General features: G+C 60.3%; 11 protein-coding genes. 5 read left to right on the forward strand and 6 right to left on the reverse strand.

All coding sequences use genetic code 11. From position 1 onward, the window contains the following. The first annotated feature begins 35 nt into the window (after positions 1 to 35). The 3 genes from ACWICV_RS04400 to ACWICV_RS04410 all read left to right on the forward strand — a co-directional run bounded on the left by ACWICV_RS04400 (position 36) and on the right by ACWICV_RS04410 (position 4,829). Entirely contained in the window at positions 36 to 1,286 is a 1,251-nt protein-coding gene (locus tag ACWICV_RS04400; RefSeq protein ID WP_332486048.1) for an HRDC domain-containing protein, read from the forward strand. 158 nt (positions 1,287 to 1,444) lie between these two features. Next, complete coding sequence (locus ACWICV_RS04405; protein ID WP_402470893.1) at positions 1,445 to 2,695, forward strand: thiolase family protein; 1,251 nt, start codon at positions 1,445 to 1,447, stop codon at positions 2,693 to 2,695. A gap of 10 nt (positions 2,696 to 2,705) precedes the next feature. Then, positions 2,706 to 4,829, forward strand: a complete 2,124-nt coding sequence (locus tag ACWICV_RS04410) for a 3-hydroxyacyl-CoA dehydrogenase NAD-binding domain-containing protein (RefSeq protein WP_454090685.1) — start codon at positions 2,706 to 2,708, stop codon at positions 4,827 to 4,829. Between the two features lie 200 nt (positions 4,830 to 5,029). On the opposite strand, the gene ACWICV_RS04415 is transcribed toward ACWICV_RS04410, so the two are convergent. Then, complete coding sequence (locus ACWICV_RS04415) at positions 5,030 to 5,161, reverse strand: putative transporter small subunit (RefSeq protein WP_219844114.1); 132 nt, start codon at positions 5,159 to 5,161, stop codon at positions 5,030 to 5,032. After that, entirely contained in the window at positions 5,161 to 6,852 is a 1,692-nt protein-coding gene (locus tag ACWICV_RS04420) for a sodium:solute symporter family protein (protein WP_400288210.1), read from the reverse strand. Before ACWICV_RS04420 ends, ACWICV_RS04415 begins: the two co-directional genes overlap by 1 nt. A gap of 997 nt (positions 6,853 to 7,849) precedes the next feature. On the opposite strand from ACWICV_RS04420, the gene ACWICV_RS04425 reads away from it, so the two are divergent. Beyond that, positions 7,850 to 8,323 (forward strand): Rieske (2Fe-2S) protein, encoded by a 474-nt coding sequence (locus ACWICV_RS04425; protein ID WP_400288211.1) that lies wholly within the window; start codon positions 7,850 to 7,852, stop codon positions 8,321 to 8,323. A 74-nt stretch (positions 8,324 to 8,397) separates the two neighbouring features. Here ACWICV_RS04425 and ACWICV_RS04430 read toward each other — a convergent pair whose 3' ends face one another. Further along, positions 8,398 to 9,372, reverse strand: a complete 975-nt coding sequence (locus ACWICV_RS04430) for an aldo/keto reductase (protein ID WP_400288746.1) — start codon at positions 9,370 to 9,372, stop codon at positions 8,398 to 8,400. A gap of 135 nt (positions 9,373 to 9,507) precedes the next feature. Between ACWICV_RS04430 and argG the strand changes: the two genes are divergently transcribed. Further along, positions 9,508 to 10,935 carry an argininosuccinate synthase gene (gene argG, locus ACWICV_RS04435; RefSeq protein ID WP_400288213.1) on the forward strand — a complete coding sequence of 476 codons (1,428 nt, stop codon included), beginning with the start codon at positions 9,508 to 9,510 and terminating at the stop codon, positions 10,933 to 10,935. 145 nt (positions 10,936 to 11,080) lie between these two features. Here argG and ACWICV_RS04440 read toward each other — a convergent pair whose 3' ends face one another. Genes ACWICV_RS04440 through ACWICV_RS04450 form a run of 3 tightly spaced genes read right to left on the reverse strand, consistent with a single transcriptional unit; the run spans position 11,081 to position 12,505 of the window. Continuing rightward, positions 11,081 to 11,416, reverse strand: a complete 336-nt coding sequence (locus tag ACWICV_RS04440) for a hypothetical protein (RefSeq protein ID WP_400288215.1) — start codon at positions 11,414 to 11,416, stop codon at positions 11,081 to 11,083. A 21-nt stretch (positions 11,417 to 11,437) separates the two neighbouring features. Further along, on the reverse strand, positions 11,438 to 11,929 hold the full coding sequence (locus ACWICV_RS04445) for a GNAT family N-acetyltransferase (RefSeq protein WP_133834258.1): 492 nt from the start codon (positions 11,927 to 11,929) through the stop codon (positions 11,438 to 11,440). 6 nt (positions 11,930 to 11,935) lie between these two features. Beyond that, positions 11,936 to 12,505 (reverse strand): hypothetical protein, encoded by a 570-nt coding sequence (locus tag ACWICV_RS04450; protein WP_133834259.1) that lies wholly within the window; start codon positions 12,503 to 12,505, stop codon positions 11,936 to 11,938. Positions 12,506 to 12,530 lie beyond the last annotated feature (25 nt).

The following is a 12,530-nucleotide window of genomic DNA, read 5'->3' on the forward strand; positions in this document are numbered from 1 at the left end:
GCGATGGAGCCGAATAGTCCTAGAATGGAAGCACCATGCCGAATTCTGACTCTTCCGCTCCCGCATCATCCACCACTGCCAACGAGGCCGCCGCACCCGTTCTGACGCCACTAAGTGCGCCGCGCGACGGGATCCCCGAAGTCATCGACACCGCACCTGCCTTGCGCCGTGCAGTGCGCGCACTGGAAGCCGGCACCGGCGATCTGGCCGTGGATACCGAAAGAGCCAGCGGGTTCCGCTACGGCCAGCGCGCCTTCTTGCTGCAGATTCGCCGAGAAGGTGCGGGTACTTGGCTGATCGACCCGGAAACCCTGGACGATCTGTCCCCGCTGCGCGAGTTCGTCAACGAGCAGCCCTGGATCCTGCATGCGGCCACCCAGGATTTGCCGTGCCTGCACGAATTGGGCATGTCCCCTACCTCGCTGTTCGATACCGAGATGGCTGGCCGTCTTGCGGGATTCCCCCGCGTCTCGCTGGGTACCATGGTGGGCGAATTGCTCGAGCTGCAGTTGGCCAAAGAACATTCGGCAGTGGACTGGTCCACCCGCCCGTTGCCTGAATCATGGCTGAACTACGCCGCACTGGATGTGGAAGTTCTCGAAGAGCTGCGCCAGGCCATCACCGCGGTGCTGGAAGAGCAGGGCAAGCTGGATTTCGCCTTCCAGGAATTCGAGTACGAACGCAATCTGCCTGACCCTTCCCCGGCACAGGTGCCGTGGCGCAAATTGTCCGGCATCCATAAGCTCAAGAGCCGACGCAACCTGGCGGTAGCTCGCGAACTGTGGCTTTCCCGCGAAGCCCTGGCGCAGAGCCGCGACGTTGCCCCGGGTCGGCTCATTCCCGACCGCGCAATCATGGCCGCCGTGGATCAGCGCGCCACCAGCGTTCCAGCGCTCTTGCAGATCCCCGGGTTCCACACGCGCAATGCCAAACGCGATGCCGCACGCTGGGTCGACGCGATCAAGCGCGGCAATAGCACCAGGGACCTGCCCGACCTGCGCGCCCCCAAGCCGGACTTGCCGCACCCCCGCTCATGGGCCGAAAAGAACCCGGCCGCGGCGAACCGGCTGGACGCGGCCAAGCTGGTCGTCAATGAGGTGAGCGAGCACTGGAATATTCCCGGCGAGAATCTCTTGACCCCGAAGTACCTGCGTGAATTGTGCTGGAATGCGCCGGCTCGCATCAGCGAGGCAAGCGTAGCGGACATGCTGGAAAATCTCGGTGCCCGCCAGTGGCAGCGTGGACTTCTTGCGGACAAGCTGGCCATCGCGTTGAAGCAGGCCTAGGCGGTTTCCAAGAAGGATTCACCGCGGGTTCCCGGATTTGCGAGGTGATGCACTTGCACTTCAAGTTACTACTGAGTAACGTATGGTTCAGGTCACAGTGATGCTGGCCACTGCCCGGTCTTCACGGGCAGCATGAACCAACCCCAAGGAGCCCGACGGTGAGTGCCAACGCTTCGACCGTGCGCAACAATGCGCGCCCTTCGCTCGACGACCGCGATGTCGTCTTCATCGACGGGGTACGCACCCCATTTGGCAAAGCCGGCGAGAAGGGGATCTACCACGGTACCCGCGCCGATGACCTTGCCGTCAAAGCCGTACGCGGCCTGCTGGAACGCAACCCGGAAGTTCCTGCCGAAAAGATCGACGAGATCTCCATGGCCGCAACTACGCAGTCCGGCGACCAGGGCTTGACCTTGGGCCGCACCGTGGGCCTGCTCTCCGGTATCCCCAAGTCCGTTCCGGGCTTCGCCATCGACCGCATGTGCGCCGGAGCGATGACCGCCGTCACCGCGACCGCCGGCGGCATCGCTTTCGGCGCCTACGACGTAGTGGTCGCCGGCGGCGTGGAGCACATGGGCAACCACCCAATGGGCGCCGGAGCGGACCCGAACCCGCGCTTCCTCTCCGAGCGCATCGTCGACCCGCAAGCATTGAACATGGGCAATACCGCGGAGAACCTGCACGACCGCTTCCCTGCGATCACCAAGGAACGCGCCGACCGCTATGCTGTCGCATCGCAGGCCAAGCTGGCCAAGGCCTACGAGAACCAGCAGATCCAGGCCGATCTGATCCCCGTGGCAGCCAAGCGGCCGGGCGAAGGCTGGGCCGTGAACTCGGCTGACGAACCGCCACGGCCAGGCACCACCATGGAATCGCTGGCCGAACTGCGCACCCCCTTCCGCGCCCACGGACGCGTGACCGCAGGCAACGCAGCAGGCTTGAACGACGGAGCCACCGCCGCCCTGCTGGCCAGCGGCGCGGCAGTGCGCGAACTGGGCCTGGAACCGAAGATGCGCATGGTCTCCTTCGCCTTCGCCGGCGTGGACCCGGACGTGATGGGCTACGGGCCGGTGCCGGCCACCGAAAAGGCCCTGGCCAAGGCCGGCCTTGGCATCAACGACATCGGCCTGTTCGAAATCAACGAGGCTTTCGCCGTGCAAGTGCTGTCCTTCCTCGACTACTACGGAATCGACCAGGACGATGACCGCGTGAACCGGTACGGCGGCGCCATCGCGGTGGGGCACCCGCTGGCCTCTTCCGGCGTGCGCCTGATGTCCCAGCTGGCCCGCCAGTTCTCCGAGGAGCATTCGGTGCGCTATGGCATCACCACCATGTGCATCGGCTTGGGCATGGGCGGCACAGTGATCTGGGAGAACCCAAACCACGCGGACTTCGGCAGCAAGGCATAAGGAAGAGACAATGACTGCAATGAGCAAAGATTTCCAGGCTGTCGCGCAGCTGATGCACGATGAGACTGTCACCCACACCTTCGTGAAGGATGTGGCCTTGCCAAGCGGCAAGACACTGGCACTGCTGACCCTGGATAACGGCCTGGACCACAAGAAGCCGACCACCCTCGGGCCCAATGGCCTGCTGGAACTGCGCGCCGCGCTGGAAGTCCAAGCAGAACGCGCCAAGAATGGCGAGATCGATGCCATGGCGATCACCGGCAAGCCGTACTTCCTGATTGCCGGTGCCGACCTGTCGGCCGTCACCCGCCTGAGCGCACCGGATCAAGCAACCGCCATGGCTTCGCTGGGCCACTACACCTATGAGCTGCTTGCCGATTTGGGCGTTCCGACCTTCGCTTTCATCAACGGCCTGGCGCTCGGCGGCGGCTTGGAAATCGCGCTGGCTTGCAACTACCGCACGGTCAGCACCGCCGCGGGCGCTTTGGGCCTGCCAGAAGGTTTCCTCGGCCTGATTCCGGGTTGGGCCGGCGTATACCGCCTGCCCCGCCTAGTCGGCCCCGAGAACGCGCTGAAGGTCATGATCGAGAACCCGCTGAACAGCAACCGCACCCTCTCCGGTCCGGCAGCCGCCAAGATGGGGGTGGCCGACGCCCTGTTCGAACCAGCTGACTTCATCGAGCACTCCATTGCCTTCGCTGACGGTGTCATCTCCGGAACCACAGAGGTCAAGCGCCCCAATGCGGTCGATCCAACCGATCCCGAGGTTGCTCGCCGCTGGCTGGATGCGGCCGACGCTGCCGAAAAGTTCGTCGATGCGAAGCTGTCCGGCGCGGCCCCGGCACCGTACAAGGTGCTTGAGGTCTTCCGCAAGGGCCTGGCCATCTCGCAGCAGGAATCAGCAGTCCTTGAAGTCGAAGCGCTGACTGGGCTGATGAGCACCCCGCAGTTCCAGAACACCGTGTACGCCTTCCTGGACCTGGTCCAGAAGCGCGGCAAGCGCCCCGCCGGCGCACCGGATCCAAAGCTCGCGCGCCCCGTCACCAAAGTGGGTGTCGTTGGCGCAGGGTTGATGGCTGGCCAGCTGGCCCTGCTGTTCGCCCGCCGCCTGAACGTTCCGGTGGTTATCACCGATCTGGATCAATCGCGCGTGGACAAGGGCCTTGCCTACATCCATGGCGAGATCGACAAGCTGCACGCCAAGGGCCGCATGAGCCAGGATGCGGTCAACCGCACCAAGGCTCTGGTTACCGGATCGGTCACCAAGAAGGCGTTCGCGGATGCCGACTTCGTCATCGAGGCCGTCTTCGAAGAGCTGAATGTGAAGAAGCAGGTTTTCGCAGAGGTTGAAGCGGTGGTCTCCCCCGAGTGCATCCTGGCCACCAACACTTCCTCGCTCTCTGTCACCGAGATGGGCCGCGACTTGTCGTATCCAGAGCGCCTGGTCGGTTTCCACTTCTTCAACCCGGTAGCCGTGATGCCGCTGCTGGAAATTGCTGCTACGGAGTGGACCAACGATTCCTCGCTGTCCACTGCATTCGTGCTGGGCAAGAAGCTGAAGAAGACCACGGTGAAAACCAAGGATTCTGCCGCATTCGTGGTCAACCGAGTACTGCTTCGCCTGATGAGTGAAGTCCAGGCCGCTTTCGACGAGGGCACCGACGCGAAGACAGCTGACTCGGCACTGACCCCCATGGGCCTGCCAATGAGCCCGTTGACCTTGTTGGCGATGGTAGGTCTGCCGGTCGCGCAGCATGTCAACGAGTCGCTGAACGCCGCTTTCGGCGAACGATTTGCCGTCTCGGAGAATCTGCAGAAACTGATCGATGCCAAGATCACTGCCCTCTGGGTCAAGGATGAGGCAGGCAACCAGGTGCTGAATCCCGAGGCTGAAAAGCTGATGGCCTTCGGCGATCAGCACTCGAGCAAGGAACAGATCCTGGCTCGTGTTCAAGATGCTCTGGCCGAGGAAATCGGGCTGCTGCTGGATGAGGGCGTCGTTGCCGAAGCAGCCGACGTCGATCTATGCATGATCACCGGTGCCGGCTGGCCAATGCACCTCGGTGGCATCACCCCGTACCTGGACCAGGTTGGCGCCTCCGAACGTGTCAACGGGAAGAGGTTCAACGGCTAGTACCTTCCGGGCCGTTCTTGGTTCCGGTGCTTCTCCCTGAGTGCTGGAACCATGCGAAATGCCGGGACCGCTTCCCTCATGAGGAAAGCTGGTCCCGGCTTCTTGCTGCCCCGTTAAGATGCAGGAACCCCGTACAGCTGGTAAATGCTGCTGTACGGGGTTCCTGCGCTCCATGGAGCGCCGCTTCGCGTGCCCGGTTACTAGATGATGTCTTCACCATTGCGGCGGGCTTCCAGCCATTCCTGGATAAAGCCCCTGCTGATGAAGAACAGTACTCCGGCCACTATAACTGGCCATACCAGTACGTACAGGCTCAAGAAAAACGTCGTCATTATTTGCCTCCCAGGCTCTTGGCATCGTGTCCGGCATCTGCAGCGTCAGGCTTTCCAGGTACTGCGTCGAAGTCGCCGGTGCGTACAGCGATGACATCGAAGTCGAATTCCATCTTGGATCTGAACGACAGCAGGTAGCAGACGATGGTACTGACCGAGTAGGCAACCAGCGAGGCGCTCAAGGTCGTGTAGTCGCGCAGGAAACCGAATACGAACGGCGCGCTGGCCAGCATCGCGACGACACCGACAATCTTGGCAACGCGCAGGCCGAAGAACCCGAAGCTCATCAACGCCACGACCACGCCGATGCCAATCACCGACAGCAGCTCGATCAGCAAGCCGGTGACGCCATTGACTGGGATCAGTTCGAAGCGAACAGGGATGAAGATCGCCAGTGCAACGAGTACCGAAACGGTGAAGGCCTTGTTGGTGACCTTTTTCCAGTAGAAGCTGGCCAGAACCGGGAAGACCAGAGCACCCCAAAGAGCTCCGACGAAGACCAGCAGGTCCAGGATGTTCAGCTGCATGCTCGCGAAAGCGACTGCCAATGCGGTGGCAACGACCATGGTCGCACGGCCAATGAGCAGCATCTTCTTCGGATCGGCCTTGTCCTTGCCGGCAACGTTCTGGCCGTATACGTCAGCCATCACAATCGAAGACAGGGCCGCCAAGTCCGAGTCAGCAGTTGACGACAGCGCACCAATGATCATGATGAAGAACAATGCCAGCAGAACACCTGGCAGGTAGCTGGCAGCCATCTCGGGGATGAGGTTGTTCATGTCTCCACCCGACGGCTCGAACCCAAGGTACAGGGCGAGCACGCCGAGCATGCCCACGCCGATGACCATCGCGCCGTAGCCGATGGTTGCAGTGATGAAGGTTGGCTTGATCAAGTCCTCGCGTACTGCGAAGAGCCGCTGGGCAATAGTCTGGTTGCCAATTGCGTAGGCCAGAACGGCTGCAATGTAGGGTGCCCCCTGGCCCAGGAATGCTTCAGAGGAGAAGAAATTGGACTGTTGCGGGGTCAAGTTGCTCGCACCGGTTTCGAATGCGGCCGGGAACCCTGCGGCAAAGAAGATCGCCGGGACAATGATTGCTACAGCGCCCAGCATGCCTACGACCTGGACAAAGTCGGTCAGTACCGAGGCACGGAACCCGGACCACAGGGTGTAGAGCAGAACGCCACCGGCAACGGCCAGCACGCCCTGGATGAAGTTGAACGGCGAGAGCATCGAGATCAATACGCCACCGGCGATGAAGTTGGACATCAAGGAGATGACCGAACCGACAATATTCGACCCGGCCAGCATCAGCTGGCTGGAGCGGCCGTGGCGTGCATGCATGACCTCGGCGAGGGTGTGCGCGCGGGGCGCGACCTTGCGAATCCGCTTGCCGAATGGGTAGATGAACAGAATCATCAACGCGCCCCAGAGCCCATAGTGGATCGGACCGGAGATTCCATAGGTGTACCCGGAGGTGGCTGAGGCGTACATCGACGAAGCCCAGATCCAGGTAGCCGTCATACTTGCAGCGGAAATGCCGAATCCAATTTTATTTCCCGCCGTCATGTAGTCGTCGGCGTTCTCTTTTTTCTTTCCGATTCGGGTGGAAATAAAGAAGGTGCCTCCGTAGAAGAGCACCAATAGCAAGACAACAGTTAGGGCGCTGAACTGCACTATTTCGTTATTCACGCGCCACCTCCCTCTAATAGACAGTGATGAGATTCGCGCCGGGAGCTAAATGCTCAACCGGCGACTTATCCTGCACGTCTTCCTGCGAGATTCATCGCAAGGGGTAAATTTCAGCCGACGCGCACAAGCCCCTGGGCCCATGAACCACTTCCCTACACTCAAGTTTCGTTCGTTTCTCATTCGTATCGTTCATCCCTAGTCACGGGGAGCACCAGCTCGTGGATTCGTTCCAGACCTAGCGCTTTTGGCTTCACAACGTGAATCCGGACCCATGGTTTGCCTGCATCGCACTTGCGGCTATCCATATTGGCGCGCAATGGCGCTTCGGGTCAGTTCAGGCGCGGTACTCGCGTTGGCGAATACCGCCGGTTTTCCATCGGAGGGCTGCTACCCGGAACTCAACACGCGATTACTGCGCGGAGTAACTCAGTCGGCGATAAAACGCCGGACCGGAAAACAGCGAAAGCTCTCTCCGAAATTAGTAGCTTCAACTAACTACATACAAATATTAGCATGAATGCAAAGATATTCGAATCCTCCGCCGCAAGGCAGCGGGGCAACCCACTCACCGATCGGCCGGCAGGGGCACGATGTTGAATCAGCCCATCGCCTGTATCAATCACGGGACTACCTTGCAGATGCGTGTAACGGTGCGCACATAAGTGCGGAAAACCGGGATAAAAAATATCTAGTTCTGGCCGTTCTATTCCCCACTGGGAGACGGGCGGGCATGTCCCAATTACACCACCCGAAATGCCCCACCTGGATTACTAACCTCTCCAAAGTGCGGGATTCAGAGCCATGCCGAGGGAGCACCCGGCGCTATGGATACTCTCGGGACTTCGAAAACACTGCATAAATATTCACAGCATTCGATACCGCCTGGCGAACGCATGCAGACCGCTTTCCGCCGATCAAACTCACCACATGCCGCATCCTCCCGACACGGGCGCTTTGCTCTTAGCGCCGGCACAGAGATCTCTGCCAGAATAGGCGCATGACTGACATTGCCCGACCAGCCCGTCGTACGTTCATGTGCGCCTCGGCAGCACTCGGTTCCGCCGCACTGCTCACCGCCTGCGGCGATGGACATTCTGAAGCCGACACCCCCGAGGCACTGCCGATTCCTGAACCAACAGGCGAAGGACAGGCCCTCATGAAGGCCACGGACCTTGCCATCGGATCGCGTGCACTCGCTCCAGCCAAGGATCCTTCCGGAAAAGAAGTAGGCGTTTTGCTCTTCCGCAAGGATGAGAAGACCGTTTTGGCCTACTCGAACGTCTGTACCCACCAGGGCTGCGCTGTGAGCCCGAAGTCCAGCAAGGAAGATTTCTACTGCGCCTGCCATGGCTCACGATTCGCACCCGCTGACGGTACCGTGGACGCAGGTCCAGCTATCGCAGCACTGCCACGCTACGCGGCGGCAATTGAAGGTGACGACATCGTCGCCTACGTCACCGCCGCAGAGTAGTTTCCCAGCACTTTTTAAGCACTGAAGGCTGAACCCGGATGGGGTTCAGCCTTCAGTGCTTGCTAGAGATACTCCTAGAACAGTGCAACCTTCTCTGGGGCCGGGAAGAGCTCATCCATCTTGGCCCGTTCCGCAGCGCTCGGTACCCAACGCACAGCTGCAGCGTTGGCTCGAATCTGCTCAGGACGGGTGGCACCGGCAATCACAGAGGCCACCGGCGATTGCGCTGCCAGCCAGGAGAACGCCAATTCGATCGGCGTCAGATCCCGTTCGGCAGCAAAGGCGTCGAATTGATCCAACTGCTCAAAATCGCTGGTTTCCACGAGATGCTGACGCGCGTGAGTCAGCCGGCTGCCCTCAGGGGCATGCCCCTTGGAGTACTTGCCGGTCAGCAGGCCGTTTGCCAGCGGGAAGTAGGGCAAGACGCCCAGATCGAATTCACGAGCCGCTGGAAGCACTTCCAGTTCAGCACGGCGGTCAATCAGGTTGTAGTGATTCTGCGCCGAGACGAATCGCTCGGTTCCCAATTCACGGGCCACGTACTCCGCTTGGGCGATTTGCCAGCCGGTCCGGTTGGAATGGCCAATGTAGCGAACTTTGCCGCTGGTGACCAGGTCATCCATGGCCCGCAAGGTTTCTTCGATGGGAGTGTTCGCATCTGGGGTATGGAACTGATACAGGTCGATGTAGTCCGTACCGAGTCGCTTGAGCGATGCTTCGACTGCTTTGACGATATAACGGCGCGAACCACGCGCATTGAAGTCCGGGCCATTTGCGCCCTGCATATCCATGCCGAATTTGGTGGCCAGCACGATGTCATTGCGTACTTGCCCAAGCGCTTTGCCCAGACGGATTTCCGATAGCCCCGGTTCCTTGCCATAGACATCCGCGACATCGAAGAGAGTAATACCCGCGTCAAGCGCCGCGTGGATAACCGCGTCGGTTCCTTCTTGGGTTTCGGTCGCCGTTCCTGCGCGGCCAAGATTGTTGCAGCCTAGCCCGACGACGGAAACACTCAGGCCGCTGCGGCCTAGCTGACGGAATTCCATGGACACCTCATCTGTTGGTTTGTTCATCCGCTTCACTGAGCGAGGTTATACCCATAGGCTATCTGGTAGGTAGTTCTGCTCAACATTTCACAGCACAATTCACTGCATTGCATATTTATCCATTAGGATGGAAACATGTCTAAAGTTCTTACCAATCTTCCTGTAGGCGAGCGCGTAGGTATCGCGTTCTCCGGTGGCCTTGACACTTCGGTGGCAGTAGCCTGGATGCGCGACAAGGGCGCCATCCCTTACACCTACACTGGCGACCTCGGCCAGTACGACGAGCCAGATATCGACGCCGTACCTGGCCGTGCTCTGGAGTACGGTGCAGAGAACTCCCGCCTGGTTGATTGCAAGCCTGCTCTGGTTGAAGAAGGCTTCGCAGCACTTGCTTGCGGCGCCTTCCACATCCGCACCGGCGGCAAGACCTACTTCAACACCACCCCGCTGGGCCGCGCCGTCACCGGCACCCTGCTGGTCCGCGCAATGCGCGAAGATGGCGTGGATGTCTGGGGCGACGGTTCGACCTACAAGGGCAACGACATCGAGCGCTTCTACCGCTACGGCTTGATGGCCAACCCCAAGCTGCGCATCTACAAGCCATGGCTCGACCCCAACTTCGTTGCAGAGCTCGGTGGACGCCAGGAAATGTCCGAGTGGCTGCAGGAGCACGGTTTCCCTTACCGCGACTCGGCTGAAAAGGCCTACTCAACCGACGCCAATATCTGGGGCGCAACGCACGAGGCCAAGACCCTGGAACTGCTGAACAGCTCCATCGAGTCAGTTGAGCCGATCATGGGCGTTAAGTACTGGGACGAGAACGTAGAGATCAAGACCGAAGATGTCTCGGTTTCCTTCGTCGCTGGCCGCCCGGTAGCCATCAACGGCAAGGAGTTCACCGATCCGGTGGCTCTGGTCAACGAAGCTAATATCATCGGCGGACGCCATGGTCTGGGCATGAGCGACCAGATCGAGAACCGCATCATCGAGGCCAAGTCCCGCGGCATCTACGAAGCACCGGCAATGGCACTGCTGTACATCGCCTACGAACGCCTGGTCAACGCGATCCACAACGAAGACACCGTAGCCAGCTACCACAACGAAGGCCGCCGCTTGGGCCGCCTGATGTACGAAGGCCGCTGGTTGGACCCGCAGGCCCTGATGCTGCGCGAATCGCTGCAGCGCTGGGTTGGCTCGGCCATCACCGGTACCGTCACCATCCGCTTGCGCCGCGGCGACGACTACACCATCCTCAACACCGAGGGCGAGAACCTGAGCTACCACCCGGACAAGCTCTCGATGGAGCGCGTAGGCGATGCAGCCTTCGGCCCAGTGGATCGCATCGGCCAGCTGACCATGCGCAACCTGGACATCGCCGATTCCCGCGGCCGCCTGGAACAGTACGCCACCATGGGCTTGGTTGGCGGCACCACCGCTGAACTAGTCGGCTCGCTGGAAGCCGGTGGCGCTGATGACATCGTGAACGCAACCCCGGTTGATAGCGAAGATCTGGCTACCGACCGTGCTATCGAGTCTGCTGCATTCGACGCAGGCACCGACTAGGCGCCAACGCCTAGCTAGAGGATCGGCCAGGTTCTCCCATCACGGGGAGAACCTGGCCGATCTTTTATTCTGCCCGGAAACCGGTCAGCGCAAAAAAATAGTCCCAGACGTGTGAACGTCCGGGACTAGCCTGGGTTGCAGGCTGTCAGCCCTCGATCAAGGACAGCAGCGGGCTCACCGCGATGGTGAAACCAATCAAGGAAATCAGTCGAAGTACCATGCGGACACGTGCTCCCTGCTTGGTATTCGGTTCTGGCAGGCGGAAGCCCTGTTCAACGATCCACACCAATATGGCAATGACAACACCGGTCAAGGCAACCTGCACTGGGGCGAGGCCAGAAAGCAGGGACACCACTCCAATGCCGATGATGACACCGACGCAAGCCTGGAAAACCAGGTGCAACGGCGTGCGGGTTGCTCCCATCCGCGGGACTTTACGCTGGGCGCCGGGGGTCTCGTCCCGGTCTTCTTGTGGAATCATTTCTCCTTGTTTCCTGCTCGTTTAAACCTGTGCTTTCGCGGGGCCGCGCGAAGACACCACTTCCTTGGACAACAGCAGGCCACTGCCGCCGTTAAAAACCACAGTACCGAACCGTGGAGCCCGGGCTACTTCTTCGAATCCCAGGGCACGATGAAGCGCCAAAGACGCAGTATTCTGCGCGTTGACCACGCACCATGCGGTCGAAGCGCGCTGCGCAATCCATGACAGCCTGGCCTCGGTTAGGCTTCGTGCCACGCCCCGTTGCCGGTATCCGCAGGCAACCTCGATCCCGGCAAGGTAATAGCCAGCTGGCGCCAACGGATCAGCAGGCTCCCACCAATGGGCTCGAGCCCAGCCAAGCAGCTCTCCGGCCGGGTTCTTGACGACTACCTGGCATTCACCAGCGCCCCAATTTCCAGGTTCAGCCTGACGCCCCAAACTCTCCGACAGCCGACGGATGGCCGGGTGGTCCGCTGCCTGCATTGGCTGCGTCGCAACTATGGGGCTTATCATTCGTGATCAGTCGATGGACATCGGCTTTGGTGGCATCGGGTGCGCCATCTTCAGCTTGTTCAATTCCGCATAGGGCGCAACACCGATACTCATCTTGGTGAAGTCCAGCTTGGCTTCGCGGATGCACGTCTTGATCGCAGCGACTGCAAGCTTTGGAGCTGGCGATAGGACTCGGATGTTCAGCTTTCGGTTACCGAAATCGCTGGACTCCACCGTGCCCAGTCCGCGCCATGCCAAGTGGCCGGTCAGCGCTTCCTTGGCCTTCTTGTCCAGGTACTGGTCGCGTTCGGTGCCATTTGCCGATTTCAGCGCGTACTGCACGATAACCCACGACTGATCTTCTTCCTTGATCTCTGCATAGCCTTCGGCAGCACAGGCTTCAGCGAAACCAGCGAACAATTCGTCGGCGCGGTCGGTGTTTACGTCCTGGACTTCATTGGTCTTGGACATATGTCCCACGGTGCCGTGATTGATCACGAACTGACCCAATTCATCGTCCTCGAACTGCTGGAACCATGCTTCGCGGAATTCCAGTTCGTTCTTTTCGTTCATCCGGTAGGTGCGAATGATCGCCATGTGATTACCCCTTGGGTCTACGGTG

The sequence above is a fragment of the Glutamicibacter sp. NPDC055354 genome (genome assembly GCF_053644955.1).